Raw genomic sequence first — 26,618 nt, 5'->3', positions numbered from 1 at the left:
TTCAGACCGGGTTCGGAATATCGATGAAGGTGTGGCGCAGGTCGAACCGCTGCGCCAGATGTTCACCCACGGCGCGGATGCCGTAGCGCTCCGTGGCGTGATGGCCTGCCGCGATATACGCCACCCCGCTCTCGCGCGCCAGATGCGTGGTCGGCTCGGAAACTTCCCCACTGATATAGACGTCGACGCCGGCTGCCACGGCCGCCGCGAAGTAGCCCTGCGCGCCGCCGGTACACCAGCCCACGCTGCGCACCATCTGGTCGGGATCGCCGATGGTCAGCGGCTCGCGCTCCAGCACGCCGCCAACGTGCGCGGCAAAGGTGTGGAGCGGCATCGGCTGCAGCAGCGTGCCGGTCCATCCAAGCTGGTCATCGCTGAAGCGGCCGTTGGGCTGCAGACCCAGCTGCAGCCCGAGCTGGGCGTTGTTGCCGAGTTCGGGATGATTGTCGAGCGGCAGGTGGTAGGCCATCAGGTTGATGTCGGCACCCAGCAGTTTCTTCAATCTTGCGTGTTTCTGACCGATGACCCGTGCATCCTCGTTCTTCCAGAAATAGCCGTGATGGACCAGGATGGCGTCGGCGCCGGCTTCGATGGCCGCGTCCACCAGCGCCAGGCTCGCCGTGACGCCGGTGACGATGTGGGTGACGTCGGGCCGACCTTGCACTTGGAGTCCGTTCGGGCAATAGTCCTTGAAACGGGGAACCTCCAGCAGGTCGTTCAAGTACAATTCCAGCTCTTTGGTTTTCATTTCCGGGTCAAACTCCAATATGTTGCGCCGATTCTGGCTGTTCTTCGCTCAGGCCGTCACGGTCGTGCTGGCCGTGTGGTTCGTGATAGCCACGCTCAAACCCGAGTGGCTCCAGCGCGGGCGGGTGGCTGTGCAGTCGGGGTCGCCCATCGTGGCACTGAAGGAAGTGGTGCCGAGCGTGGCGGAGTCCGCCGCGCAGGGGTCCTACAGCGACGCCGCCAAGGAAGCCATGCCGGCGGTGGTCAATATCTTCACCAGCAAGAACGGCTCGAAGCGGTCGCCCAATCCGCAGGCGGAGGACCCATGGTTCCGGTTCTTCTTCGGCGACCGGCTGCCGGAGCGTCAGGAGCCGGTGTCCAGCCTGGGCTCGGGCGTGATCGTCAGCGCCGAGGGCTACATTCTAACCAACCACCATGTCGTCGACGGCGCCGACGAGATCGAAGTGGCGCTGACCGATGGCCGCAAGGCCAACGCCAAGGTCGTCGGGTCCGACCCGGAAACCGACCTGGCCGTGCTGAAGATCACGCTCAAGGACCTGCCGGCGATCACGTTGGGCCGGATCGAGAACGTGAAGGTCGGCGACGTGGTGCTGGCAATCGGCAACCCGTTCGGCGTGGGCCAGACCGTGACGATGGGTATCGTGTCGGCGCTGGGTCGCAGCCACCTGGGCATCAATACGTTCGAGAACTTCATCCAGACCGACGCGGCGATCAACCCGGGCAACTCGGGCGGCGCGCTGGTCGATGCGCAGGGCAACCTGCTGGGCATCAACACGGCCATCTATTCGCGCTCGGGCGGGTCGCTGGGTATCGGCTTTGCGATTCCGGTGTCGACGGCCAAGCAGGTGATGGAGTCGATCATCTCCACGGGTAGCGTGACGCGCGGCTGGATCGGCGTCGAACCGCAGGACCTGACGCCCGAGATTGCCGAGTCGTTCGGCCTGGACGCCAAGGAAGGCGCACTGATCGCGGCCGTGGTCCAGGGCGGCCCGGCGGACAAGGCTGGCGTGCGGCCCGGCGACGTACTGGTATCGGTGGACAACCAGGTCATCTCGGACACCACCGCGCTGCTGAACGCCATCGCTCAGCTCAAGCCCGGTGCCGACGTGAAGATGAAGGTAATCCGCCGCGGCAAGCCGGCCGATATCACGGTCACCATCGGCAAGCGCCCGCCGCCACCGCGCCGGGCCATGCCGCTGGAAGACGATGAGTGATCGCGGCTAGCGATTAGCGGCTAAGGGCTGCGGGCGGAGAAACTTCTTCGCCTGAGTCCTTCCAGCAAGATAAAAACCCCCGCCAGCCATGGCGGGGGTTTTTCTTTTTGGGCGGCTGGCGCCGCGTGTGGCGAAGGATGGCCAGGGGCAGGAATCGTCGCGGCATGCGTGCCGATGCCGGGGCAGTGTTCCATGTCGAAGGGGTGCACTGGCGCTGTGGCCCGAGTTGCCCTGCGCGGCAGCGCTTGCGGCAGAAATCCGAAGCACCACGGTCCTCCCGCTGTCGCGGCGCTCGATTGCGGCCAAGTCCTGACCGGTGGCTGTGGCGGGCGCGTCCCGCTGCACAGCACATCAGACGCTGCCAGTCTTTAGTAGGACTTCGAAAACACAGCCTGGGGACGTCGCCCGGCCAGTTCGTGTTAGCCAATCTCCCAAAGACAAAACGCCGGCATCCTTGCGGATGCCGGCGTTTGGATCAAGCCGAATCTGAGCGGGCTCACACCCGCATCAAATTAGAACTTGTGGCGAACACCAACCACGGCGCCGAACTGGTTAGCCGAGCCTTGGGTCGTGCCGAAGCCCGAACCAGCGATGGCGCCCGGACCACCCGACGACACGCCCAGGGTCGAACCGTCCTTGTTCTTCGCGTACGAAACGTTCAGGTATGCGTCGGTACGCTTCGAGAAAGCGTAGTCCGTCGACACCACGAAGCTCCACGGATCGGCGCCGGTGTTGTTGAAGTCTTGGTAGTAAGCAGCGCCCGTCAGCGACAGGGCCGGGGTCAGCTGGTAACCCATGCCCAGCCAGTACAGGTTCGAGCGCGACGAAGCGACCGTGCCGTCAGCCAGCGTACCACCGGCCAGGCGGGCACCGTCCGATGCCTTGGCCCAACGGTAACCAGCGAACACCTTGGCCGGGCCGAAAGCGTACGTACCGGCAACCGAAGCGCGGCGGATCTTGGCGTCGTCAGCCAGGGCGATACCCGGGTTGACTTCGTCATACACGGCACCGATCGAGAACGGGCCACCGTTGTAGATCAGGCTGGCAGCGTATTCGCGGCCCAGCTTGTAGTTGCCCGGAACTTCGCCGGCATTGCCTTGGTAGGCGTTGCCTGCAGTGGCGCCGGTGTTCGAGCCGGTGCTGTACAGCAGCGAGCCGGTCAGGCCGCCGAACGTACCCGTGTACTTGATCGAGTTGTCAGCACGGCTGGCGAAACCGCCGTCTTGCGTGGTGATCGAGTAGTTCGTCGAGATGGCCATCGGATCGAAGGCCAGACCGAAGTCATACAGCGGCGTTTGGTGACGACCCAGGCTCAGCGTACCGAACTGGCTCTGCACACCGACGAAAGCTTGACGGCCGAACAGACGGTTACCTTGACCCTGCGTACCGGTGTCAACGTTGAAACCGCTTTCCAGCACGAAGATGCCCTTCAGGCCACCGCCCAGATCTTCCACGCCACGCAGGCCCCAACGGCTGCCGGACATGTTGCCCGAGGTCAGGCGCACGACGTCGTGGCTACCAGCCACGCCCGGTTGGTGGTTAGCGTACTCGACACCGGCGTCAACCACACCGTACAGGGTCACGCTGGACTGGGCATAGGCGCCGCCGGCGGCCAGAGCGGCAACGGCAGCTGCAAACAGTTTCATCTTCATATCGACACTTTCCTTGTCAACTGATTGGGAAATCTTGGTTGCCCAAGTGCTTGGGCGACGCATTAACCTTCACGTCTGCGTCGTATTATGTGTCACCCCCCCGGCCCGTCAGAAGTCTTTTTCGCCGTAAACACGGTTTACTGGCGGTTCTTGTTGTGACGAAGCAACAGCAATCGGGGGCGATTTCCCCAATATGGTGCAAAACGCAGCATCCAGAGCTGCGTGATACAGGGGATTTACAAGGTCGTCGGAACTTAGTCGGGCTGCGTTTCGCCCTCGGCAGGCGCGCCCAGTGGCTGTTTCGACACAAAACGCGCCATCAACAGGCCCAGTTCGTACAGCAGCACGAGCGGCACGGCCAATAACAGTTGCGACATCACATCAGGCGGGGTAACCACGGCCGCGATAATGAAGGCCCCGACAATCACATACGGCCGGATCTGCTTCAGTTTCTCCAGTTCCACCACGCCAAACCGGACCAGCACGATTACCACCACCGGTACTTCAAATGTGATGCCGAACGCCAGGAACGTGGTCATCGCGAAACTCAGGTACTTATCGATGTCGGTCGACATGTCGGCCCCGAGCGGCGCGTTGTAATGCGCCATGAAATGGAACACGGTCGGGAACACCAGGAAATACGCGAAGGCCACGCCGCACAGGAACAGCACGTAGCTGCTGGTCACCAGCGGCATGATCAGCTTCTTCTCATGCTGGTACAGCCCCGGCGCCACGAAGCGCCAGACCTGGTAGAGCACCCACGGCAGCGCGATCAGGAACGACACGAGCATCGTCACCTTCATCGGCACGAAGAACGAGCCGGTGACGTCGGTGACGATCATGCGGCCGCCCTTGGGCAGCGCTTCGGTCAGCGGGGACGAGAAGATATTGAAGATTTCCGCGGCCCAGTACACCAGGCACAGGAACACGACGAGCACCCCGGCCACCGCCTTCACCAGCCGCTCGCGCAGTTCGATCAGGTGGGAAATGAAGGTCTCTTGCTGGGACTCGTCGTTGGGGTCGTTGGGATTCTGGCCCGCCATGCTTACTCGAAGAAGGAACGGTTACGGCCGCTGGCCGGGCGATGGCGCTTGACGCGCGCGGCGCCCGACTGCACCCACACGCGGACGTTCTGCTGGCGCTTGAACCAGATCGGCCGCGCACCCTGCTTGACGCGCCAGCTCTTGCGGCCGTTGCGGGTCTTGTGCGCGCTGTCCCAGCTCGGCACATAGCCGGCGCTGACGTCGGTAGCGCCGGTGTCGGAGCCGGCCACGTCCGTGGTCTCGCCGTTGAGCGCCTCGTTCAGCGCCTGCGTATGCTCGCTGACTTCCTTGTGGATGGTCTGCTCAACGTCGCGCGCGGCGTTCTCGAATTCCGTGCGCATCTTGCGCAGTTCCTCGAGTTCCACCTCGCGGCTGACCTCGGCCTTCACGTCGTTGATATAGCGCTGCGCGCGGCCGACCAGTGCGCCAACCGTACGGGCCACCTTCGGCAGACGCTCGGGGCCGATCACGATCAGCGCCACGGCGCCGATCAGTGCCAGCTTGGAAATGCCGAGATCAATCATGCGGACATCGGAACAGTGACACGGGACAGGCTGGCCGCGCCGGGCGCGGCCGCCGGATGAATGGCGAACAAGGAAGAATCCGGCTGCGGATTATTCCTGGCGCTGCTTTTCCTTGGCTTCCACGTCGATCGTGGTGGCGTCGCGCAGCTCCTTGGCAGGGGCCGGCTTGGCACCGGGTTCCTCGCCGTTGCTGTCCTTCATGCCGTCCTTGAACCCCTTCACCGCGCCGCCCAGATCCTGGCCGATATTGCGCAGCTTCTTGGTACCGAAGACGAGCATGACGATCACCAGCACGATCAGCCAGTGCCAAATGCTAAACGAACCCATTTCTTGCTCCTGATAAAGCCGCGGGCGGCGGATAAAGGTCGCCCGGCCCCGTAGTTCCGTCCCTCAAAGGCTGCGCCGGGCGACGGTGGCCGGCGCAGCATTCGGCCGGGCATCGCTGCCCGGGCCGCTCTCATACTCAGGCTTCTGATAATCCCCTCAGAACGCCGGTGACTGCCACTGGTCGCGCGGGCCGCCGAGTACGTGCAGGTGGAGGTGGAATACCTCCTGCCCGCCGTCCGTGCCGGTATTGATCACCGTCCGGAACCCGTTGCTGCAGCCGGCAAGGCGCGCCAGTTCAGGCACCTTGAGCATTATTCTAGCAAGCACCCCCGCATCGCCGGGTCCGCATTCGGCCAGCGAATCGACGTGCGATTTCGGAATAACCAGAAAGTGTACCGGCGCCTTGGGATGGATATCGTGAAATGCCAGCAGGTCGTCGTCCTCGTACACCTTGTTCGACGGGATCTGGCCGGCCACGATCTTGCAGAAAACGCAATTGTCCTGGGATTTCATGAAGTTCTTGTTGCAGCCTGTCGACCCGTTGGAGAAATGTGCCGATTACCGGATGGCGGCGCCTCAGAGCGCCTCGCCGGGGTACATCGGCTTGCGGTCGTTCAGGTAAAGCCAACCCTTGACGATACGATACAGTATCCACAGTGACAACACGCAGAATACGCCGATCGCCACCGGGAATAGCAGCACCGTCACAAACATGAACCCGCCCACCACATACCAGACGATCGACCACCAGAACGTCCGGATCTGCCAGGCGAAGTGCGAGGCATAGACGGTGCCGCGCGTGTCGTCGCGCTTCACGTAGTTGACGATGATCGCGATCAGCGCCGTGATGCCGCCCGTGAACCAGTGGATGGCGTACAGCGCATACAGGATGTGCGTGAGCTTGCGCAGCCCGTCCAGCTTGTCCGTGTCTGCCGTCGTCGTGACCTGCGTGGTGTAGTCCGTCGCCATCGTGCCCTCCAGCGTTGTGCCGCATTGAGCCATGTCCGGACGATGTCCGGGCGGCCATAGGCTCAATGCTACTCCTTGCGGCTGGCTTTCTCGACCAGACCGGAGAGCCCTTCGCGCCGCGCCAGTTCGTTCACGACGTCCGCCGGGGTGGCGCCGATGTGCGACAGCAGCACCATCGTGTGGAACCAGAGGTCGGCCACCTCGTAGACGACCTTGTCGACGGCCTCGGCGCCCAGGCCGGCCGCGCGGGCGTCCTTGGCGGCCATCACGGTCTCGGTGGCTTCCTCGCCGATCTTCTTCAGGATCGCGTCGTCGCCCTTCCGGTACAGCTTTGCCACGTACGACGTGTCCGGGTCGCCGCCGTTTTCCGGCTTGCGCGACTCCAGCGTGGCCGCCACGCGGGCCAGGATGTCGGCGGTATTCGGGTCCTGGCTCATGATTTGGCCGCGTAGATGGTCGACGGGTCCTTCAGCACCGGCTCCACGGTCTGCCAGTCGCCCGATTCCGCGTCGCCCGCGAACTTCTGGAAGAAGCACGAATGGCGGCCCGTGTGGCAGGCGATGCTGTCCACCTGGGTCACCTTCAGCAGCACCACGTCCTCGTCACAGTCCAGCCGGATCTCGTGCACCTTCTGCACGTGGCCCGATTCCTCGCCCTTGTGCCACAGCCGCTTGCGCGAGCGCGACCAGAACACGGCCTCGCCCAGTTCCACGGTGCGCTGCAGCGCCTCGCGGTTCATGAACGCGAACATCAGCACGTCGTTCGAGCCCACTTCCTGGACGATCACCGGCACCAGGCCGTTGTCGTCCCACTTCACCTTGTTCAGCCACTTCTTTGCCATGATCAGATCCGGACGGGGATGCCCTCGCGGGCCATGAATGCCTTTGCCTCGCCAACGGTGTGCTGGCCATAGTGGAAGATGCTGGCGGCCAGCACCGCGTCGGCGTGGCCGAGCCTGATGCCGTCGGCCAGGTCCTGCAGGCCGCCGACCCCGCCCGATGCGATGACCGGCACCGGCACCGCGTCGCTGACCGCGCGCGTCAGTTCCAGGTCGAATCCGCTCTTGGTGCCGTCGCGGTCCATGCTCGTGAGCAGGATCTCGCCCGCGCCGCGCCGGGCCATCTCGCTGGCCCACTCCACCGCGTCGAGCCCCGTCGCCTTGCGGCCGCCGTGGGTGAACACTTCCCAGCGCGCCGGTTCGCCCGGCGCCGAGCTGCGCTTGGCATCGATGGCCACCACGATGCACTGCGAGCCGTACTTGCCGGTGGCATCGGACACAAGCTGCGGATTGGCGATGGCCGACGAGTTGACGCTGATCTTGTCCGCGCCGGCGTTCAGCAGCCGCCGCACATCCTCCACCGTGCGCACGCCGCCACCCACCGTCAGCGGGATGAACACCTGCGACGCCACGCTCTCGATGATGTGCAGGATCAGGTCGCGGCCGTCGCTGGTGGCAGTAATGTCGAGAAATGTGATTTCATCGGCACCCTGGTCGTCATAGCGGCGCGCGATTTCCACCGGGTCGCCCGCATCGCGCAGTTCAACGAAGTTGACACCCTTGACCACCCGCCCGTTGGTCACGTCGAGGCAGGGGATGATACGTTTGGCTAGCATGAGGTTCCTTGCCTGCCGCGCGCGTGTTGCGCCACGCGCGGCTGGTTGTGGCGTCCCGCCGGATGGCGTTACTCGGACGCCAGCTTGTCGGCGTACGACTGGGCTTCGGTGAAGTTCAGGTCGCCCGAATAGATCGCACGGCCGCAGATCACGCCTTCCACGCCCTCGCGCTCCACCGCGCAGAGCTGGCTGATGTCCGCCAGGTTCGACAGCCCGCCGCTGGCGATCACCGGGATCGACATCGACTGCGCCAGCTTGACCGTGGCGTCGATATTGATGCCCTGCAGCATGCCGTCGCGGCCAATGTCGGTATAGATGATGGCCTCGACGCCGTAGTCCTCGTACTTGCGCGCCAGGTCGGCCACCTCGTGGCCGGTCAGCTTGCTCCAGCCGTCGGTGGCCACCTTGCCGTCCTTGGCATCGAGCCCGACGATGATGTGGCCGCCGAACGCCGAGCAGGCGTCCTTCAGGAAGCCCGGGTTCTTGACGGCAGCCGTGCCGATGATCACGTACGACAGGCCGTCGTCGAGCCAGCGCTCGATCGTGTTCAGGTCGCGGATGCCACCGCCGAGCTGCACCGGAATCTCGTCGCCCACTTCGGCGATGATGGCCTTGATGGCGGCCTCGTTGCGGGGCTTGCCCACGAAAGCGCCGTTCAGGTCGACCAGATGCAGGCGACGCGCGCCCTGGTCCACCCAGTGACGTGCCATGGCGGCGGGATCTTCGGAAAAGACGGTGGCCTGGTCCATGTCGCCTTGTTTGAGGCGTACACACTGACCGTCCTTCAGGTCGATGGCCGGAATGAGCAACATAGCGTAACGAGCGTGGTGGTTGTGTAAAAGGGAAAAGGTAGCGATGCCGGCGCGGCTGCGCCGGCGTTCAGGTCATGGCAGTTATGCAGTGGATGCAGTCTGGTCGGTGGCTCTGAACGACGGATATCGGTATCGCTGATGACGTTGTGGCGCTTCTGGTAACAGGTGCTTCTGACGCTTTACGGATTCCAGTGCACGAAATTCCGGTATAGCTGCAAACCCATCGCGGCGCTCTTCTCCGGGTGGAACTGCGTGGCGAAAATATTATCGCGTGCCACCGCACTGGTAAACACGACGCCATATTCGGTCTGGCCGGCGACGTGGGCCGGGTCCTGCGCGCGGACGAAATAGCTGTGCACGAAATAGAACCAGCTATCGTCCGGAATACCGTCCCACAGCGGATGCGGCTTCGCCTGGCGCACGCGGTTCCAGCCCATCTGCGGCACCTTGAAGCGCGAGCCGTCAGGCTGCGTCATGCCATCCAGTTCGAACCGGACCACCTCGCCGGGCATCAGCCCCAGCGCCGCCGTGCTGTCCGCTCCGGTGCGAGCTTCGCTGCTGCGTTCGAACAGCATCTGTTCGCCAACGCACACACCCAGCATCGGCTTCGATGCGGCGGCTTCCAGCACGGCCTGCTGCAGGCCCGATTCGCCCAGCGCGCCCATGCAGTCGGGCATCGCGCCCTGGCCGGGCAGCACCACGCGGTCCGCCGCGCGGATGCCTTCGGGCCGGTCCACGACCTGCACGTCCGCCTCGGGTGCCGCCGCTCGCAGGGCCTGCGCCACCGAGCGCAGGTTGCCCATGCCGTAATCCACAATTGCTATGGTAGTCATGATTTCAAAACAGGCAACAATGTCTTCAGCCCGTCCACGATGAATTCGACGGCCAGCGCAGACAGGATCAACCCCATCAGGCGCGTGCCGATATTGATCCCGGTCCTGCCAACCACCCGCGCGATGGGATCCGCCGCACGGAACGTGCCATACACCACCAGCCCCAGCACCGCGCCAATCGCCACCAGGATCAGCAGCTCGTACCAGTGGTGCGTCTTGCCGGCGTAGACGATGACCGTGCTGATCGACCCCGGCCCGGTCAGCAGCGGCAGCGCCAGCGGCACCACCGCGATGCTGGTCTTGGCCTCGGCCTCGTCCTCTTCCTCCGGCGTGGCCTTGGTGCGGCCGGTCTGGGCGTTCAGCATGTTCATGGCCATCATGATCATGATCAGCCCGCCGCCCACCTGCAGCGACGCCACCGAGATATTGAAGAACTCGATGATCTGCTGGCCCAGCAGCGCCGCCAGGCCCACCACGATGGCCACGGCAATCGACGCCGTCTTGATCGTCCGCAGCTTTTCCGCCTCGGTCTGCTGGCTGGTCAGGCTGATGAAGAACGGGATCGCCCCAATCGGGTTGATCAGCGCCAGCAGCGAGATGAAAGACTTGAGCGTATCCATCGGGTGCGGGATTGTCCGGGGCGGCCGGCGCCGCCGCAAGCCGCCGGCGCGCCTGCCATACAGGTGGCCAGGTCGGGGTTCAGGTCGCCGTCAGACCGGCTCGAGTATGGGTCAGAGCGATCCCTTGGTCGATGGAATCTGGTTGGCCGCGCGCGCATCCAGCTCCACCGCCATGCGCAGTGCCCGGCCAAAGGCCTTGAACACCGTTTCGCATTGATGGTGGGCATTGATGCCACGCAGGTTGTCGATATGGAGCGTCACGCCGGCGTGGTTGACGAAACCGCGGAAGAACTCGATCGTCAGGTCGACGTCGAAGGTGCCCACCCGGGCGCGCGTGAACGGCACGTGGAATTCCAGGCCCGGACGGCCCGAGAAATCGATCACCACGCGCGACAGGCATTCGTCCAGCGGCACGTAGCTGTGGCCGTAGCGGGTGATGCCCTTCTTGTCGCCGATGGCGCGCGCCACGGCCTGGCCGAGCGTGATGCCGACATCCTCCACCGTGTGGTGGTCGTCGATATGGGTGTCGCCCGTGGCCTCGACCTCGAGGTCGAACATGCCGTGGCGGGCGATCTGGTCCAGCATGTGGTCGAGGAACGGCACGCCGGAGGCCAGCTTCTGGCGGCCGGTGCCATCAAGGTTCAGCGAAACGCGGATCTGCGTTTCCGAGGTATTGCGGGTGACCTCTGCAACACGCATGGTGGGGTTAATCCTGCAATGAGGCGGCAAACGCCTCAAGAAACTGCGCGTTTTCTTCGGGCGTGCTGACCGTCACGCGCAGACAGTTGGCCAGCAATGCGTGCATTCTACTCACGTTCTTGATCAATACCTTCCGCGCCAGCACCCGATCGAACGTCTGTGCCGCATCCGGCACGCGCACCAGGAGGAAGTTGGCCGCGCTCGGGAACACCGTCACGCCGGGCAGTGCCGCCATGGCGTCGGCCAGCCGGGCGCGCTCGGCGCGCAGCTGCGCGGCCTGCTCGTCCAGCACCGCCACGTGTTCCAGCGCGAACAGCGCCGTGGCCTCGGTCAGCACGTTGACGTTGTACGGCGGCCGCACCTTGTCCAGCTGCGCCAGCCAGTCGGGCGACCCGGCCATGTAGCCCAGCCGGATGCCGGCCAGGCCAAGTTTGGACACCGTGCGCATGACCAGAAGGTTGCCGAACTCGGTCAGCCGCGCCATCCAGCTTTCCTGCGCGAACGGCTGGTAAGCCTCGTCGACGACCACCAGGCTCTGGCACACCGGGCCCTGCGCCGCCCGGACGATGGCCTCCATGTCCGCGGCATCGAACAGGTTGCCGGTCGGGTTGTTCGGGTAGGCCAGGTAGATGATGGCCGGCTTGTGCTCGGCCATCGCCGCCAGCATCGCCGCGCGGTCCAGCGTGAAATCGGCGCGCAGCGGCACGCCGACAAAGTCCAGGCCGGCAAACTGGGCCGACATCGCGTACATGACGAAACCCGGCACCGGGGCCATCACCTTGGCGCCGGGGCGCGACGCGGCCAGCGAAAGGATGCTGATCAGTTCGTCCGAACCATTGCCCAGCATGACGTCCATGCCGGCCGGCACCTGCATCACGCGCTTCAGTTGCGCGCGCAGCGCCTCGCTGCTCGGCACCGGGTAGCGGTTCAGCGCCACCTCGCCCAGCCGCGCGGCCAGTTCCGCGCGCAGCGCGGGCGGCAGCCGGTACGGGTTCTCCATCGCATCGAGCTTCACCAGTCCGTGCGAATCGGCCACGTGATAGGCGCCCATGGCGCGCACGTCGTCACGGATGATGTGTTCGATCAGGGATGGATCTACGGCTGCCATGATGGTCCTGTGGGTCTGGCTTGGAAAAGTGGCTTAACGCTTGAAACGGTACTCGGCGCTGCGGGCGTGGGCCTGCAGCCCTTCGCCGTAGGCCAGTTCGGCGGCAATCTGCCCCAGCATCTGGGCGCCGCCCTCGCTGACCTCGATCAGGCTCGAACGCTTCTGGAAGTCGTACACGCCCAGCGGCGACGAGAAGCGCGCGGTGCGCGAGGTAGGCAGCACGTGGTTGGGCCCCGCACAGTAGTCGCCCAGCGACTCGCTGGTGTAGCGGCCCAGGAAGATCGCGCCCGCGTGGCGGATCTTCTCGCTCCACTGGCGCGGATTCTCGGCCGAAATCTCCAGATGCTCGGGCGCGATCGCGTTGGCGATCTCGCACGCTTCCTCCATGTCGCGCACCTTGACCAGCGCGCCCCGCCCCGCCAGCGACGCGGCGATGACGTCGCGGCGCGGCATCGTCGGCAGCAGCCGCTGGATGCTTTCCTCCACGCGCCGCAGGTAGGCGTCGTCCGGGCACAGCAGGATCGACTGCGCCAGTTCGTCGTGCTCGGCCTGCGAGAACAGGTCCATGGCCACCCAGTCGGGTTCGGTCGTGCCGTCGCAGATCACCAGGATCTCGGACGGCCCGGCGATCATGTCGATGCCCACCGTGCCGAACACGCGGCGCTTGGCCGCCGCCACGTAGGCATTGCCCGGACCGACGATCTTGTCCACCTGCGGCAGCGTGGCCGTGCCGAAGGCCAGCGCGCCCACGGCCTGTGCCCCGCCGATCGTGAACACGCGGTCCACGCCGGCGATCTGCGCGGCGGCCAGCACCAGCTCGTTGCGCACGCCACCCGGCGTGGGCACGACCATGATGACTTCCTTGACGCCGGCCACGCGGGCCGGGATCGCGTTCATCAGCACCGACGACGGATAGGCCGCCTTGCCGCCGGGCACGTACAGGCCCACGCGGTCCAGCGGGGTCACCTTCTGGCCCAGCATCGTGCCGTCGGCTTCGGTGTATTCCCAGCTATGGCTGCCGCACTCGATCTTCTGCTTCTCGTGATAGGCGCGCACGCGGGCCGCGGCGGCCTCCAGCGCGGCGCGGCGCTTGGGCTCCAGGTCTTCCAGCGCGGCTTCCAGCTGCGACTGCGACAGTTCCAGCGCGCCCATCGACGCGGCTTCCACGCGGTCGAACCGGCGCGTGTACTCCAGCACGGCCTCGTCGCCACGGCGGCGCACGTCGGCCAGGATATCGGCCGCGGCGCGGTCGATGGCCTCGTCCTCGGCGGCCTCGAAGGCCAGCACCTGGCGCAGCGCCCCGGCAAAACCGGGCTCGGTCGAGTCGAGCCGACGGATCGACAGGTTTTCCATATCCGTTTCGTTCATGACTGCTTTTTCCTTGCGGACCCCCTTGCGGGCGTCCCGGTCATTCCGGTTGTCGCTGCCTCAGGCGAGCGCCGCCGAGGCCCGTTCGAATGCGTCCAGGATCGGCGCCAGCCGCTCCCGCTTGAGTTTCAGTGCGGCCTGGTTGACCACCAGCCGCGACGAGATCTGCACGATCTCCTCCACTTCCACGAGGTTGTTCGCGCGCAGCGTGCCGCCGGTGCTGACCAGGTCGACGATGGCGTCCGACAGCCCCACGAGCGGCCCCAGCTCCATCGATCCGTACAGCTTGATCAGGTCCACGTGCACGCCCTTCTTGGCAAAGTGCTCGCGCGCGGTCTGCACGTACTTGGTGGCCACGGCCAGCCGCGCGCCCTGGCGCACCGCGTTGGCGTAGTCAAAGCCGGCCGGCACCGCCACCGACATGCGGCAGCGCGCGATGTTCAGGTCGATCGGCGCGTACAGGCCGGTCATGCCGTGCTCCATCAGCACGTCTTTGCCGGCCACCCCGAAGTCGGCCGCGCCGTACTGCACGTACGTCGGCACGTCCGACGCGCGCACGATGATCACGCGCACCGCCGGGTCCGACGTGGGCAGGATCAGCTTGCGCGAGGTGTCCGGGTCTTCGGTCACCTCGATGCCGGCCGCCGCCAGCAGCGGCAGCGTTTCGGTAAAGATGCGGCCCTTGGACAGCGCCAGCGTGAGCTGGTTGGGCGAGGCATTGAAAGCGGGGCTCATAGATTCTTCAGGCGGTGTTCGGGGGCGGCGGGTCGTGCGTGAGCGGGCTCAGCCGATGCGGCGGATCCTGGCGCCGACGGCCGACAGCTTGTTTTCCATGCGGTCGTAGCCACGGTCCAGGTGGTAGATCCGGTCGATCGTGGTCTCGCCGTCCGCCACCAGTCCGGCAATCACCAGGCTGGCCGACGCGCGCAGGTCGGTGGCCATCACGCTGGCGCCCGACAGCCGCGGCACGCCGGTCACCACGGCGGTGTTGCCCTCGGCCGTGATGTTGGCGCCCAGCCGGTTCAGCTCCTGCACGTGCATGAAGCGGTTCTCGAAGATCGTCTCGGTGATGCGCGCGGTGCCCTCGGCCACGGCGTTCAGCGCCATGAACTGGGCCTGCATGTCGGTCGGGAAGGCGGGGTACTCGGACGTCCGGAAGCTCACGGCCTGCGGGCGCTGCTTCATCGCCAGGCGGATCCAGTCGTCGCCGGTCTCGATCGTGGCGCCGGTCTCGCGCAGCTTGAGCAGCACCGCGTCCAGGATCAGCGGCGGCACGTCGCGCACCACGATCTCGCCCAGCGTGGCGGCGGCCGCGCACAGGAACGTGCCGGCCTCGATGCGGTCGGCCACCACGCGGTGCTTGGCGCCGTGGAGCTTGTCCACGCCCTGCACGATCAGGCGGTCGGTGCCGATGCCGTCGATCCGGGCGCCCATCTTGACCAGCAGCTCGGCCAGGTCGGTCACCTCGGGCTCGCGCGCGGCGTTCTCCAGGATGGTCTCGCCGTCGGCCAGCGTGGCGGCCATCAGCAGGTTCTCGGTGCCGGTCACGGTGATCATGTCCGTCACCACGCGGGCGCCCTTGAGGCGGCTGGCGCGGGCGTGGATGAAGCCGTGCTCGATCGTGATCTCGGCGCCCATGGCCTGCAGGCCCTTGATGTGCTGGTCCACCGGCCGCGCGCCAATGCCGCAGCCGCCGGGCAGCGACACGCGCGCCTCGCCAAAGCGGGCCACCAGCGGCCCCAGCACGAGAATCGACGCCCGCATGGTCTTCACCAAGTCGTACGACGCCTCGGGCGAATTGATGTCGGCGCCGTTCAGCGTGGCCACGCCGTCCACCATGTCGGCCTGCATGCCCATCTGGCGCAGCAGCTTGAGCATCGTGCGCGTGTCCTGCAGGTCGGGCACGTTGGCCAGCTTCACGGTGTCGGCCGTCAGCAGGCCGGCGCACAGGATCGGCAGCGCGGCGTTCTTGGCGCCCGACACGCGGACCTCGCCCTTGAGCGGCCCGTTGCCCTGGATCTGGAATTTGTCCATTGTTCTGTCTGGTCGTCCGGCCGGGCACGCGCCCGGTCGGGGAATGTTTCGGATGGCGCGGCTTACTTGCCGGCCTCGGCCTGCCATTCGGCCGGCGTCAGCGTCTTCATCGACAGCGCATGGATCTCGGCGCGCATGCGGTCGCCCAGCGCCGCGTAGACGCGCTGGTGCCGCTGGATCAGGCGCTTGCCCTCGAATTCCCCGCTCACGATGGTGGCGAAGAAGTGCTGGCCGTCGCCTTCCACTTGCAGATGGTCGCAGGGCAACCCTTGGGCAATGTAATCCCTGACTTGTTCCGGAGTAGGCAGCATGTCTGTCTCTGTGAATACGGTGGTTTGCGGCCGGTCAGTGCCGCAGCTTGTAACCCTTGCGCAGCAGGCGCATCGCCAGCGTGGCCAGCACCGCGAACGCCACGACCACCACGGCCAGGCTCTGCAGCGGCGGCACGTCGGACACGCCGAAGAAGCCAAAGCGGAAACCGTCGATCATGTAGAAGAACGGGTTGGCATGCGACACGGCCTGCCAGAACGGCGGCAAGGAGTGGATCGAATAGAACACGCCGGACAGGAACGTCGCCGGCATGATCAGAAAATTCTGAAACGCTGCGAGCTGGTCGAACTTCTCGGCCCAGATGCCGGCGATCAGGCCCAGCGTCCCCAGGATGCCCGCGCCGGCCAGCCCGAAGACCAGGATCCAGAGCGGATGCGCGAAATGCAGGTGTGCAAACCACGCCGTCACCAGCAGCACGCCCAGGCCCACGCAGAGCCCGCGGATGATCGACGCCACCACGTAGGCGCCAAACATTTCCCAGTGCGACAGCGGCGGCAGCAGGATGAACACCAGGTTGCCGGTGATCTTGGACTGGATCAGCGACGACGAGCTGTTGGCGAACGCGTTCTGCAGCACGCTCATCATCACCAGCCCCGGCACCAGGAACGCGGTGTAGCTGATCTGGTCGTAGACGCGCACGCGGTCTTCCAGCACGTGCCCGAAGATCAGCAGGTACAGCACGGCGGTCAGCACCGGCGCCGCCACGGTCTGGAAGGCCACCTTCCAGAAGCGCAACACTTCCTTGTACAGCAGCGTGCGAAAGCCGACAAAGCCCCCCACGGCCATCGCCGCGATGCGCTGGGCGTCGTGCTGCTCGTTCACCTTGATATCGGCCGGATTCTTCATGCCGCGGCCTCCATGGCGGCGTTCGGCGTGCGGCCGGGCATTTCGCCCTCGCGGCGCATGATCTGCACGAAAACGTCCTCCAGGTCGGCCTTGCTGATTTCCATGTCCTCGATCTCGCAGCCGGCGGCGCGCAGCGCGGCCAGGATGGGCTCCACGGCCTCGTAGCCGGACAGCCGCAGCCGGTGGGCGCGTTCGCCCGGGTTGGCCGGCGTGCGCAGCGCTTCCAGCTCGGCCGGCAGCGTACCCTTCGACAATGTCAGCACCAGTTGCAGCCCCGCGAACTGGTTCAGCAGGCTGCTGGTGCGGTCCAGCGCCACCACCTCGCCAAACTTCAGCATGGCGATGCGGTCGCACAGCGCCTCGGCTTCTTCCAGGTAGTGGGTGGTCAGGATGATGGTGTGGCCCTCGCGGTTCAGCCGCGAGATGAACTTCCAGAGCGTCTGGCGCAGTTCCACGTCCACGCCGGCGGTGGGTTCGTCCAGCACGATCACCGGCGGGCGGTGCACCAGCGCCTGGGCCACCAGCACGCGGCGCTTCATGCCGCCCGAGAGCTGGCGCATGTTGCTGTCGGCTTTGTTGGTCAGGTCCAGGTTGGCCATGATCTCGTCGATCCAGTCGTCGTTGCGCGCCAGGCCGAAGTAGCCGGACTGCAGCCGCAGCGTCTCGCGCACCGTGAAGAACGGATCGAACACCAGCTCCTGCGGCACCACGCCCAGCATGCGGCGCGCCATCCGGTAGTCGTCCACCACGTCGTGGCCCAGCACGCTGACCTGGCCCGAATCGGCGCGGTTCAGCCCCGCCAGGATCGAGATCAGCGTGGTCTTGCCGGCGCCGTTGGGACCGAGCAGGCCGAAGAACTCGCCGCGCTCGACGCTGAAACTGACGCCCTTGAGCGCCTGCAGATTGCGGTAGCGCTTGCGGACATCGGTGATTTCGATGGCTTTCATGGCCGAATGTCTTGGATGCGGCCGGCGTCTGGCCAGCCACTCCTGGAGTTGGGGGGAGCGCCCCTGAGGTTAGCCGCGCAGCACCTGGGGAACGTGTCAGGGACTTGGGGGCGACTTGGGGGCGAACAACCCGGAATTATAGGGGATGCGGGGGTTTCCCCGCTCTGCCCGGCGCGACGCCAGGCCCGCGGCCCGACGCCGTGGCATCGCATGACCGTACGCAGCAACACGCGCACGGCAACGGATGCCGGTTCAATGTCGGTGGTGGTGGTGTTCCGGGTGGGCGGCCGGGGCGGCCAGGCCAAGCAGGCCGTCGACGCCGTACAGGCTGGCCAGCGACCGCAGTTGCGGCGAGGCGCCGCCGATCGCCAGGGACTGCCCGTGCTGGGCGGCGGCCCGCTGCCAGGCCAGCAGCACGGCAACGGCCGACGAGTCCAGCTGGATCAGCGCGCTGCAGTCGACCGCCACGTCCCCCTGATGCACGCGCGACAGCCCGTCACGCAGCACGGCGGCGGCGTTGCGGTTGGTCAGCGAGGTGCCAAGGGAAGGCATGGGGCGCGATGGAAGTGGAGAAAGCCGGTTGGAAACGGAAGCTCCCGCCCGGAGGCGGGAGCGAGCGGCCATTGTAGCCAGAATCGGCCGCGCCGTGTTGCGGCGCAGCGACCCGGCCGGCCGCGCCGGTCAGCTCTTGGCGTTGGCCAGCTGGCGGTTGCGGTCCTGCAGCGTCTTGATCACGCCATCCACGCCCTGCTGGTTGGCGATCGTGTTGAAGCTGCCCTTGTAGGCTTCGGTCAGCCAGGCGCCCAGCACGTTGATGTCGTACACCTTCCAGCCGTCGGCGGTCTTCTCCAGGCGGTAATCCATCTGGATCGGCTCGCCCTTGTTGATGACCTGCGTGCGGATCGTGGCGTCGGTATCGTCAGCCGCACCGCGGTACGGGCGGAACTGCACCTTCTGGTCGCGGATCTGGGCAATGGCGCCGGCGTACGTGCGGATCAGCAGCGTCTTGAACTCGTCGGTGATCGCCTTCTGCTGTTCCGGCGTGGCCTTGGACCAGTTGCGGCCCATGGCGATCTGCGTGGTGCGGGTGAAGTTGGCATGCGGCAGGATCTTCTGCTCGACGAGCTGGGTGATCTTGCCGATATTGCCGGCCTGCATGTCCTTGTCGCCCTGCACGGTCGACATCACGTCGGTCACGACGGACTTGACCAGGCCGTCGGGCGTGGCGGCATCGGTCTGGGCCTGGGCGGCGCCAGCGCCGGCAAAGGCCACGACAGTCAGGAACGGGAGCAGCAATCGCTTGATCATGTGAGTTTTTCCTTTCTAGACAGGGCGCTGGGGGTGCGCCGCCATCGGGGATCATTGAAACACAGCCCCCGGCCCAGCATGCGACATGCATATGGCGCGGACGCTACTTTCAAACACTTTGTTTCAGGGCTCACAGCGCGCTCACAGCCGCCGCAAACCCTTGCCCGGCCCGGGCTGGCCGGCGTTCAGCCGGTGGTCTTGCCGGCCGCCGCGTCGCCACCCTCGGGCGCGGGCGTGGCCGGCGCCGGCTGGTTCTCGTCATCCTGCGACGGCGGACTGCCGTCGTGGATCAGATACTGGCGGCGCTGCATGTACGCATCGCGCAGGAAGGCGTACTTGTCCAGCGCGGCGGCCTCGATCAGGCTCGTGGCGCCCAGCAACTGGGCCCGGCCGTCCACCACGCGCACCGTCGACACCGACAGGCGGGCGTACCACGGGGAAATATAGCTGGTCGGGTCCATGAAGCGGTCCACGACCATGCCCGACGCGTCGCGCACGCTGCTGGGCCCGAACAGCGGCAGCACCAGGTACGGGCCGGCGGGCACGCCCCAGACGCCCATGGTCTGGCCGAAGTCTTCCTTGTACTTGGGCAGGCCGGCCGGCGTGGCGATGTCGATCAGCCCGCCGATGCCCAGCACGCTGTTGATCGCCACGCGCATCGTGTCTTCCGCCGCCCGCGAGGGCTTGCCCTGCAGCAGGTTGTTGGCGGCCGAGTAGACGTCGCTGACATTCGAGAAGAAGTTGCCCACCGCCGTGCGCACCGGCGACGGGATGTAGTCCTGGTAGGTCTCCGCCACCGGCTTCAGCGCGTACTTGTCGACGTTGTCATTGAACGTCGACACGCCGCGGTTGAACGGCTCCAGCGGGTCAGCCGGATTGGCATTGGGGCCCGTGGCGCAGCCAGCCAGGGCCAGCGCGGCCGCCAGGGCCGCGGTCAGGCGTTGCACGGTACTCATTTGCTGCCGCCCATCCCCGGCGCGGCGGGCAGTGCTGCCGGGGCCGGGCCCGACGCGTCCGGAGCGGACGGCGCCGGTGCGGCGGCCGGGGCCGGCGCCGACGAGCCGCCGCCACCGGCGCCCGCGTCGGCAGCCTTGTTGTACAGGAACTGGCCGATCAGGTTTTCCAGCACCACGGCCGACTGCGTCATCGTGATCTTGCCGCCCTGCGCCAGCATCTTGTCGTCGCCACCGGCCTCCAAGCCGATGTACTGCTCGCCCAGCAGCCCCGAGGTCAGGATCTTGGCCGACGTGTCGCGCGGAAACTCGTAGCGCTTTTCCAGGTTCAGCGTCACCGTGGCCTGGTACTGCTTGTCGTCGAAGTTGATGGCCGCCACGCGGCCGACCACCACGCCGGCGCTCTTGACCGGCGCGCGCGGCTTGAGCCCGCCGATGTTGTCGAACTGCGCGGTCACCGTGTAGGTTTCCTGGAACGACAGGCTGCTCATGTTCCCGGCCTTCAGCGCCAGGAACAGCAGGGCCGCAAAGCCCAGCACCACGAACAGCCCCACCCAGTAGTCGAGCGAATTTTTCTTCATGCGAGTCTCTAGTCGAATGCTTGTCAGCTGAACATCAGCGCGGTCAGCAGGAAATCCAGCCCGAGCACGGCGAGCGACGCCATGACCACGGTCCGCGTGGTGGCGCGCGATACGCCTTCGGGCGTCGGGTTCGCCTCGAACCCCTGGTACAGCGCGATGAACGTCACCGCGATGCCAAAAATGAAGCTCTTGATCACGCCGTTGAGCACGTCGGCGCGCACGTCCACGCCGCCCTGCATCTGCGACCAGAACGCGCCGGCGTCCACGCCGATGAGCTGCACGCCCACCAGGTAGCCGCCCAGGATGCCCACGGCGCTGAAGATGGCCGCCAGGATCGGCATGGCGATGACGCCGGCCCAGAACCGCGGCGCGATGACGCGCTGCAGCGGGTTGACGGCCATCATCTCCATGGCGGTCAGCTGCTCGCCGGCCTTCATCAGCCCGATCTCGGCCGTCAGCGACGTCCCGGCGCGACCCGCGAACAGCAGCGCCGACACCACCGGCCCCAGCTCGCGCACCAGCGACAGCGCCACCAGCAGGCCCAGCGCCTGCTCGGACCCATAGCGGTTCAGCGTGTAATAGCCCTGCAGGCCCAGCACGAAGCCGACGAACAGGCCGGACACGGCGATGATCACCAGCGACAGGTTGCCGACGAAGAACACCTGGTCGGTCACCAGCCGCAGCCGCCGCAGCAGCGCCGGCGACCCGGCCAGCAGCGCCAGGAACATGCGCGTGGCGCGGCCGATGCCGCCCACGAACTGGCGCACCGCGGCGCCGATGGTAGTGAAGAAGCCGGTCAACGCGCGCCTCCGGCCAGGAAATCGTCGGCCAGCGAGGGGCCAGCGTAGTGGAAAGGCACCGGGCCGTCGGCCTTGGCGTGGACGAACTGGTGCACGAACGGATCGCTCGACGCCCGCAGCGCGTCGGGCGCGCCTTCGGCGGCAATCCGGCCGTTGGCAATGAAATAGACGTAGTCGGCGATCTGAAACGTCTCCTGCACGTCATGGGAGACGATGATCGTGCTGGCGCCCAGCGCGTCGTTCAGGTCGCGGATCAGGTTGGCGGTCAGGCCCAGCGAGATCGGGTCCAGCCCGGCGAACGGCTCGTCGTACATCAGCAGCGCCGGGTCCAGCGCAATGGCCCGCGCCAGCGCCACGCGCCGCGCCATGCCGCCCGAGATCTGCGCCGGCATCAGGTCGCGCGCGCCGCGCAGGCCCACGGCGTTGAGCTTCATCAACACCAGGTCGCGGATCATCGATTCGGGCAGGTCGGTGTGCTCGCGCAGCGGGAAGGCGACGTTGTCGAACACCGAGAGGTCGGTGAACAGCGCGCCGAACTGGAACAGCATGCCCATCTGGCGGCGCACCGCGTACAGGCCGGTCTGGTCCAGCGCGTCGATGTCGGTGCCATTGAACGTGATGCGGCCGCTTTGCGGGCGCACCATGCCGCCGATCAGGCGCATCACGGTGGTCTTGCCGCAGCCCGATCCGCCCATGACGGCCACCACCTTCCCGCGCGGAAACCGCATGGAAAGGCCGGACAGGATGGGCTTGTCGCCAGCCGCGTATGCAAAATCGACATCCGCGAGTTCGACGACGTTCGGGCCTGAAAAGCCCTGGCCAGACGGGTTCGGCACGGTAGCGGTCACGTTGTCACCGGATTTGGACAGGGCGCCATTATAAGGGCTACTACCTATCGGTCGCCGCGCGGTGTGGTGATCTCACCATTGCACTGGCGACAACAATCGGTGACAGGGCCGTGACGAGAGCCCGGGACGCCCGCGCGCCCCCAGCCGGCTCAGGGTTCGCCGCGCGGCGGGGCCTGGCGCAGGATGACCTGCCACTGCACGGATTCGGCACGGATGGCCGTGGCGAATGCCTCGGGCGAGTCGCGCACCGGCGTCAGGCCGGCCGCCAGCAGTTGCGCGCGGACTTCGCGCTCGTTGGTCACATTGTCCAGCTCGTTGGCCAATCGGGCGACGATGGCACGCGGCGTCTTGGCCGGCGCCATCACGCCATACCAGGACAGCGCGGCATACCCGTCGAGCCCGCCTTCCTGCAGCGTCGGCACCTGCGGGGTCAGCGGCGAGCGCACCGGGCCGGTCACGCCGAGGATCTTCAGTGCTCCCGAGCGCACATGCGACTGAACAGCCGACCACGAGCAGAAGCACGCGCTGATCCGCCCGGCCAGCATCTCCTGGACCACGGCGCTCTCGCCCTTGGCCATCACCAGCGGCACGCTGTTCGGCAGGCCGCGCACGGCGTATTCGGCGTAGAGATGGGCCGGGCTGCCCGGCTGGCCGTAGCCGTAGCTGTACGACGCCGGGTTCGACCGCACGGCCGTGACCCACTGCTGCGGCGTGGTCATCGGCAGATGACCGTCGATGACCAGGAACAATGGCGTGGCCGCAACGCGCACGACGGGCGTGAAATCGCGCATCACGTCGTAGGGCACGGGCTCCAGTCCGGGCTGGATCAGCATGTTGGCCTGGTGGAACAGCAGCGTGTGGCCGTCGGAACTGGCCTTGGCGACGAGGTCGCCCGCCATGGTGCCGGCCGCGCCGGGGCGATTGTCCACCTCGACGGAGACGCCGAGCCGGACGGCCAGCCGCTCGGCCAGCAGCCGCGCCACCGCATCGGCCACGCCACCGGCCGGGAATGGCACGATCAGGCGCAGCGGACGGGCGGGATAGGTCATCTGGCGGCTGGCCACGTCGGCGCGCGTGGGCGACGGAATGCTGGCGAGTTGGGCAAAAGCGGGAGGCTGAGCGAGGGCCGTCGCCGTGCAGAGCGCAACGGCGGCCGCAGGTGACAGCCATCTGGCAGCGAGTATTGGCAACTTCGCTATACCTCGCCAAAGCCGCAGGGATATGCGTACTTCGGACATCAATTTCCTCCGGGCCGCACCCACCGCTACGGCACCAAATCGGCTGAAAGGGATTTCGAGGCAGTCTCTTCTTATCTAGTTTGGAACGATTGTAAGGAGATCGCACCACCCGGCACAGACCGCGTAAACGCTCTCCGGGAGGACCCGGATGTGAGCGCCCGTATAATCGCCCGATGTCAGATTTCGACCTGCGGCCCATGCAGGCCGCCGACCTGCCCGCCATCCTCGCCATCCAGGCCCGGTGCTACGGCCCGGCACTCCAGGAATCGGCCGATGCACTGGCCAGCCGCCTGGCGCTGGAGCCCGACACGTGCTGGGTGGCCGCCCTGCCCGGCCAGGCACCGGCCGCCTACCTGTTCAGCCATGCCTGGCCCCAGGCCACGCTGCCACCGTGGAACGGCCACCTGGCGGCCGCCTGGCCCGCCACCGAACCCCTGACCTGGTTTATCCACGACATGGCCGTGGCCCCCGCCGGCCGCGGCGCCCGGCTGGCCGCCCGACTCTACGACGCCGCCCGTGACGTGGCGATGACCGCCGGCCTGCGCACCTCGCACCTGATCGCCGTGCAGTCAGCCGACGCCTACTGGCGCAGGCTCGGGTACGCCCCCGTCGACGCGGCCCGGCATGTGGAGAAGCTGGCGAGTTATGGGGAGGGGGCGGTGGTGATGGGGTGTCGGCTGGCGTAACACGCCCACCGTGCCCGACGCGTGCGGCAGGGAAATCCAGCGTCAACGCGCAAATATCGTAGATCGGTGATTGTCCCTGCTTAGTCAGCAAGTCGATACTGCGCCACATTCTCTTCGAGCGAGCGGCGGCAGTGACTGCGTGGCGTGCCTTTACCTTACATGGCGAGGTCTATGACCTGACGCACCTGCATCCGCGGCGGGTAAACGTCATGCAGCCGGGAAGAAACGCGCTGCCGCCGCGCCACTACGCCGTGCACGTCGTCTTCGGATTGCACTGCTTCACGCGGTCCAGCAAGCCAGGGGAAGTCGTCGAGCCCGACTGGCACTACGCTGACAGCCGCGAGACGCGGGTGTTCTGCCTGACCCGCTGGCATCATTCGAAACGTTTGCCCGCAATCATCGACAACCTGGCGCTGCGTCCCTGCTACCACACGGGCCGGGGCAACTTCTTCGTGGTGGAATTTGTCGACGAGACCGCGACGACCCGGCAATACGAAATCTACTTCGCCGCGTCGCGGGCGCCGGAACGTGGCGTGGTGAACCTCTACGTACAGAGCGCCTACATCCGGGACGATACGCACGCAAACCGGCCCAGGCGGAAGCCAATCCGGCTACACGTGATTCTGTTCAATACGCTGGCGGGAAAGCCCATCAGGATGCCCCCGTGAGCGATCGCCAAAAGGAAAAGGCTCCATTGCTGGAGCCTTTTGCCGAACCGCTAATCGGGCCTCTTTGATATCCGCACACTTGGGTGCGGACCCCTTGCGGGGCGGGGATAGCGCACAGCTTTCGCTGTTCCGTTCACACGCTAACGGGCCAAAGCTTACCACGATGCTTGGGCACGCGCTCCCCGCATGGCAGAGCCAGCGAGTTCGATCAAAAAACCCCCGCAGCCTTCCGGCACACGGGGGTTTTGCCCATCGGACCCTGCGGCGCTCAGCGCGGCAGTTCCGAGTGGCCCATCAGGAAGGTGTCGACCGAGCGGGCGGCCTGGCGGCCTTCGCGGATGGCCCAGACCACCAGCGACTGGCCGCGGCGGACGTCGCCCGCGGCGAAGACCTTCGGCACGTTGGTGTGATAGGCGCGGTCGCCTTCCGTGGCGGCCTTGGCGTTCTTGCGCGCGTCCGTGTCCACGCCGAATGCCTCCAGCATCGAGCCCACGGGGTTCGTGAAGCCCATGGCCAGCAGCACCAGGTCGGCCTTCAGCACGAACTCGCTGCCCGGCACTTCCTGCATGCGGCCGTCCTTCCACTCCACGCGGCACGCCTTGAGCGCCGTGACCTTGCCGTTTTCGCCGATCAGTTCCTTGGTGGCGACCGACCAGTCGCGCGAGCAGCCTTCGTCGTGCGACGACGACGTGCGCAGCTTGATCGGCCAGTACGGCCACACCAGCGGCTTGTTCTCTTCTTCCGGCGGCTGCGGCAGCAGTTCGAACTGGGTGACCGATTCAGCACCGTGGCGGTTCGACGTGCCCACGCAGTCCGAACCCGTATCGCCGCCGCCGATCACGATCACGTGCTTGCCTTCGGCGCGGATCTCGTTCACGCCGTCGCCGGCCACTTCCTTGTTCTGCGGGATCAGGAATTCCAGCGCGTAGTGCACGCCGGCCAGGTCGCGGCCCGGCACCGGCAGGTCGCGCGGCACTTCGGAGCCGCCCGCCAGCACCACGGCGTCGAACTGGTCCATCAGCGCCTGGGCGGAGATGGTCTCGCGGGCGTAGTTCTTGATGCCGGCCGGCAGCTTGTCGCCATCGGTCACCATCACGCCCGCGCGGAAGGTCACGCCCTCGGTCTGCATCTGCTCGATGCGACGGTCGATCAGCGTCTTCTCCATCTTGAAGTCGGGGATGCCGTAGCGCAGCAGGCCGCCGATGCGGTCGTTCTTCTCGAACACGGTCACGTCGTGGCCGGCGCGCGCCAGTTGCTGCGCGGCGGCCAGGCCGGCCGGGCCCGAGCCCACCACGGCCACGGTCTTGCCGGTCTTGTGCTTCGGCACCTGCGGCGCCACCCAGCCCTCTTCCCAGGCCTTGTCGATGATGGCGTGCTCGATCGACTTGATGCCCACCGGCAGCTCGCTGATGCCCAGCGTGCAGGCCGCCTCGCACGGTGCCGGGCAGATGCGGCCCGTGAACTCGGGGAAGTTGTTGGTCTGGTGCAGCACCTCGATCGCCTGCTTCCAGTCCTGGCGATACACGAGATCGTTGAAGTCCGGGATGATGTTGTTGACCGGGCAGCCGTTGTTGCAGAACGGGATGCCGCAGTCCATGCAGCGCGCACCCTGGATCTTCGCTTCGCTGTCGGACAGCGCGAACACGAATTCCTTGTAGTGCTTCACGCGCTTGACTACGGGTTCGTAGCCTTCATTCTGGCGCGGAAATTCGAGAAAGCCAGTCGCCTTACCCATGTTGCATCCTTGGTCTTGCTTGGCGCGAGGCGGCCGGGCCGGCCTCGCGTGGGGTCAGTATCTTGTCGGTGCCGCGGCGCTTGGCCGCGGGCACCTCTCGTCGTGGGGCTGCCG

The 26,618-nt window shown here is 66.3% G+C and carries 32 protein-coding genes; 3 read left to right on the top strand and 29 right to left on the bottom strand.

Annotation, left to right across the window (positions count from 1 at the left end):
- Position 1: 1 nt before the first annotated feature.
- On the bottom strand, positions 2 to 748 hold the full coding sequence (locus EHF44_RS07125) for a Nif3-like dinuclear metal center hexameric protein (RefSeq protein ID WP_124683094.1): 747 nt from the start codon (positions 746 to 748) through the stop codon (positions 2 to 4).
- A gap of 19 nt (positions 749 to 767) precedes the next feature.
- On the opposite strand from EHF44_RS07125, the gene EHF44_RS07120 reads away from it, so the two are divergent.
- Complete coding sequence (locus EHF44_RS07120; RefSeq protein ID WP_124683093.1) at positions 768 to 1,961, top strand: Do family serine endopeptidase; 1,194 nt, start codon at positions 768 to 770, stop codon at positions 1,959 to 1,961.
- 512 nt (positions 1,962 to 2,473) lie between these two features.
- Here the strand turns inward: EHF44_RS07120 and EHF44_RS07115 are convergent.
- The 27 genes from EHF44_RS07115 to EHF44_RS06985 all read right to left on the bottom strand — a co-directional run bounded on the left by EHF44_RS07115 (position 2,474) and on the right by EHF44_RS06985 (position 23,415).
- Positions 2,474 to 3,613 (bottom strand): porin, encoded by a 1,140-nt coding sequence (locus tag EHF44_RS07115; RefSeq protein ID WP_124683092.1) that lies wholly within the window; start codon positions 3,611 to 3,613, stop codon positions 2,474 to 2,476.
- Between the two features lie 254 nt (positions 3,614 to 3,867).
- Positions 3,868 to 4,656 (bottom strand): twin-arginine translocase subunit TatC, encoded by a 789-nt coding sequence (gene tatC / locus EHF44_RS07110; RefSeq protein ID WP_124683091.1) that lies wholly within the window; start codon positions 4,654 to 4,656, stop codon positions 3,868 to 3,870.
- 2 nt (positions 4,657 to 4,658) lie between these two features.
- Positions 4,659 to 5,180, bottom strand: a complete 522-nt coding sequence (gene tatB, locus EHF44_RS07105; protein ID WP_124683090.1) for a Sec-independent protein translocase protein TatB — start codon at positions 5,178 to 5,180, stop codon at positions 4,659 to 4,661.
- 90 nt (positions 5,181 to 5,270) lie between these two features.
- Entirely contained in the window at positions 5,271 to 5,507 is a 237-nt protein-coding gene (tatA, locus tag EHF44_RS07100; RefSeq protein WP_124683089.1) for a Sec-independent protein translocase subunit TatA, read from the bottom strand.
- Between the two features lie 156 nt (positions 5,508 to 5,663).
- On the bottom strand, positions 5,664 to 6,020 hold the full coding sequence (locus EHF44_RS07095) for a histidine triad nucleotide-binding protein (protein ID WP_124683088.1): 357 nt from the start codon (positions 6,018 to 6,020) through the stop codon (positions 5,664 to 5,666).
- 63 nt (positions 6,021 to 6,083) lie between these two features.
- Positions 6,084 to 6,476 carry a DUF4870 family protein gene (locus tag EHF44_RS07090; protein ID WP_124683087.1) on the bottom strand — a complete coding sequence of 131 codons (393 nt, stop codon included), beginning with the start codon at positions 6,474 to 6,476 and terminating at the stop codon, positions 6,084 to 6,086.
- Positions 6,477 to 6,544: 68 nt separating this feature from the next.
- Positions 6,545 to 6,913 carry a phosphoribosyl-ATP diphosphatase gene (locus EHF44_RS07085; protein WP_124683086.1) on the bottom strand — a complete coding sequence of 123 codons (369 nt, stop codon included), beginning with the start codon at positions 6,911 to 6,913 and terminating at the stop codon, positions 6,545 to 6,547.
- Positions 6,910 to 7,317: a phosphoribosyl-AMP cyclohydrolase gene (gene hisI / locus EHF44_RS07080; RefSeq protein WP_124683085.1), complete on the bottom strand. Its 408-nt coding sequence runs from the start codon at positions 7,315 to 7,317 to the stop codon at positions 6,910 to 6,912. Before hisI ends, EHF44_RS07085 begins: the two co-directional genes overlap by 4 nt.
- A gap of 2 nt (positions 7,318 to 7,319) precedes the next feature.
- Positions 7,320 to 8,090, bottom strand: a complete 771-nt coding sequence (hisF, locus tag EHF44_RS07075) for an imidazole glycerol phosphate synthase subunit HisF (RefSeq protein ID WP_124683084.1) — start codon at positions 8,088 to 8,090, stop codon at positions 7,320 to 7,322.
- A 68-nt stretch (positions 8,091 to 8,158) separates the two neighbouring features.
- Entirely contained in the window at positions 8,159 to 8,902 is a 744-nt protein-coding gene (gene hisA, locus EHF44_RS07070) for a 1-(5-phosphoribosyl)-5-[(5-phosphoribosylamino)methylideneamino]imidazole-4-carboxamide isomerase (RefSeq protein ID WP_124683083.1), read from the bottom strand.
- 179 nt (positions 8,903 to 9,081) lie between these two features.
- On the bottom strand, positions 9,082 to 9,735 hold the full coding sequence (hisH, locus tag EHF44_RS07065) for an imidazole glycerol phosphate synthase subunit HisH (protein WP_172966023.1): 654 nt from the start codon (positions 9,733 to 9,735) through the stop codon (positions 9,082 to 9,084).
- Positions 9,732 to 10,355, bottom strand: a complete 624-nt coding sequence (locus EHF44_RS07060; RefSeq protein WP_124683081.1) for a YchE family NAAT transporter — start codon at positions 10,353 to 10,355, stop codon at positions 9,732 to 9,734. Before EHF44_RS07060 ends, hisH begins: the two co-directional genes overlap by 4 nt.
- 111 nt (positions 10,356 to 10,466) lie before the next feature.
- Positions 10,467 to 11,054, bottom strand: coding sequence for an imidazoleglycerol-phosphate dehydratase HisB (gene hisB / locus EHF44_RS07055; protein ID WP_124683080.1), 588 nt, complete (start codon positions 11,052 to 11,054; stop codon positions 10,467 to 10,469).
- Between the two features lie 7 nt (positions 11,055 to 11,061).
- Positions 11,062 to 12,162 (bottom strand): histidinol-phosphate transaminase, encoded by a 1,101-nt coding sequence (gene hisC, locus EHF44_RS07050; RefSeq protein ID WP_124683079.1) that lies wholly within the window; start codon positions 12,160 to 12,162, stop codon positions 11,062 to 11,064.
- Between the two features lie 33 nt (positions 12,163 to 12,195).
- Positions 12,196 to 13,530 (bottom strand): histidinol dehydrogenase, encoded by a 1,335-nt coding sequence (gene hisD, locus EHF44_RS07045; RefSeq protein ID WP_124683078.1) that lies wholly within the window; start codon positions 13,528 to 13,530, stop codon positions 12,196 to 12,198.
- Positions 13,531 to 13,590: 60 nt separating this feature from the next.
- Entirely contained in the window at positions 13,591 to 14,265 is a 675-nt protein-coding gene (gene hisG, locus EHF44_RS07040) for an ATP phosphoribosyltransferase (protein WP_124683077.1), read from the bottom strand.
- 48 nt (positions 14,266 to 14,313) lie between these two features.
- A complete protein-coding gene (gene murA, locus EHF44_RS07035) occupies positions 14,314 to 15,564 on the bottom strand; it encodes a UDP-N-acetylglucosamine 1-carboxyvinyltransferase (RefSeq protein WP_124683076.1) in 1,251 nt (416 codons plus the stop codon).
- A gap of 62 nt (positions 15,565 to 15,626) precedes the next feature.
- A complete protein-coding gene (locus tag EHF44_RS07030) occupies positions 15,627 to 15,875 on the bottom strand; it encodes a BolA family protein (RefSeq protein WP_124683075.1) in 249 nt (82 codons plus the stop codon).
- A gap of 34 nt (positions 15,876 to 15,909) precedes the next feature.
- Positions 15,910 to 16,740 (bottom strand): ABC transporter permease, encoded by an 831-nt coding sequence (locus EHF44_RS07025; protein WP_409559075.1) that lies wholly within the window; start codon positions 16,738 to 16,740, stop codon positions 15,910 to 15,912.
- A complete protein-coding gene (locus tag EHF44_RS07020) occupies positions 16,737 to 17,687 on the bottom strand; it encodes an ABC transporter ATP-binding protein (RefSeq protein ID WP_124683074.1) in 951 nt (316 codons plus the stop codon). The genes EHF44_RS07025 and EHF44_RS07020 overlap by 4 nt, the downstream gene beginning before the upstream one ends.
- A gap of 252 nt (positions 17,688 to 17,939) precedes the next feature.
- Positions 17,940 to 18,239, bottom strand: coding sequence for an STAS domain-containing protein (locus EHF44_RS07015; RefSeq protein ID WP_124683073.1), 300 nt, complete (start codon positions 18,237 to 18,239; stop codon positions 17,940 to 17,942).
- Between the two features lie 129 nt (positions 18,240 to 18,368).
- Positions 18,369 to 18,995: an MlaC/ttg2D family ABC transporter substrate-binding protein gene (locus EHF44_RS07010; protein ID WP_124683072.1), complete on the bottom strand. Its 627-nt coding sequence runs from the start codon at positions 18,993 to 18,995 to the stop codon at positions 18,369 to 18,371.
- 185 nt (positions 18,996 to 19,180) lie between these two features.
- Positions 19,181 to 19,951, bottom strand: a complete 771-nt coding sequence (locus EHF44_RS07005; protein ID WP_124683071.1) for an MlaA family lipoprotein — start codon at positions 19,949 to 19,951, stop codon at positions 19,181 to 19,183.
- Entirely contained in the window at positions 19,948 to 20,529 is a 582-nt protein-coding gene (mlaD, locus tag EHF44_RS07000; RefSeq protein WP_124683070.1) for an outer membrane lipid asymmetry maintenance protein MlaD, read from the bottom strand. The genes EHF44_RS07005 and mlaD overlap by 4 nt, the downstream gene beginning before the upstream one ends.
- 23 nt (positions 20,530 to 20,552) lie before the next feature.
- Positions 20,553 to 21,329: a lipid asymmetry maintenance ABC transporter permease subunit MlaE gene (gene mlaE / locus EHF44_RS06995; protein ID WP_124683069.1), complete on the bottom strand. Its 777-nt coding sequence runs from the start codon at positions 21,327 to 21,329 to the stop codon at positions 20,553 to 20,555.
- Positions 21,326 to 22,177, bottom strand: coding sequence for an ABC transporter ATP-binding protein (locus EHF44_RS06990; RefSeq protein ID WP_124683068.1), 852 nt, complete (start codon positions 22,175 to 22,177; stop codon positions 21,326 to 21,328). Before EHF44_RS06990 ends, mlaE begins: the two co-directional genes overlap by 4 nt.
- Positions 22,178 to 22,326: 149 nt before the next feature.
- A complete protein-coding gene (locus EHF44_RS06985; RefSeq protein ID WP_124683067.1) occupies positions 22,327 to 23,415 on the bottom strand; it encodes a Bug family tripartite tricarboxylate transporter substrate binding protein in 1,089 nt (362 codons plus the stop codon).
- A gap of 173 nt (positions 23,416 to 23,588) precedes the next feature.
- Between EHF44_RS06985 and EHF44_RS06980 the strand changes: the two genes are divergently transcribed.
- Both EHF44_RS06980 and EHF44_RS06975 read left to right on the top strand, forming a co-directional pair.
- A complete protein-coding gene (locus EHF44_RS06980) occupies positions 23,589 to 24,101 on the top strand; it encodes a GNAT family N-acetyltransferase (RefSeq protein ID WP_124683066.1) in 513 nt (170 codons plus the stop codon).
- 131 nt (positions 24,102 to 24,232) lie between these two features.
- Positions 24,233 to 24,769, top strand: coding sequence for a hypothetical protein (locus tag EHF44_RS06975; protein ID WP_124683065.1), 537 nt, complete (start codon positions 24,233 to 24,235; stop codon positions 24,767 to 24,769).
- Positions 24,770 to 25,037: 268 nt separating this feature from the next.
- Here EHF44_RS06975 and EHF44_RS06970 read toward each other — a convergent pair whose 3' ends face one another.
- Entirely contained in the window at positions 25,038 to 26,504 is a 1,467-nt protein-coding gene (locus EHF44_RS06970; RefSeq protein WP_124683064.1) for a glutamate synthase subunit beta, read from the bottom strand.
- Positions 26,505 to 26,618 lie beyond the last annotated feature (114 nt).

This window comes from Cupriavidus pauculus (assembly GCF_003854935.1).
Classification (GTDB): domain Bacteria; phylum Pseudomonadota; class Gammaproteobacteria; order Burkholderiales; family Burkholderiaceae; genus Cupriavidus; species Cupriavidus pauculus_C.
Note: the sequence above shows the minus strand (reverse complement) of the source record. Positions and strands in the feature narration are given on the sequence as shown.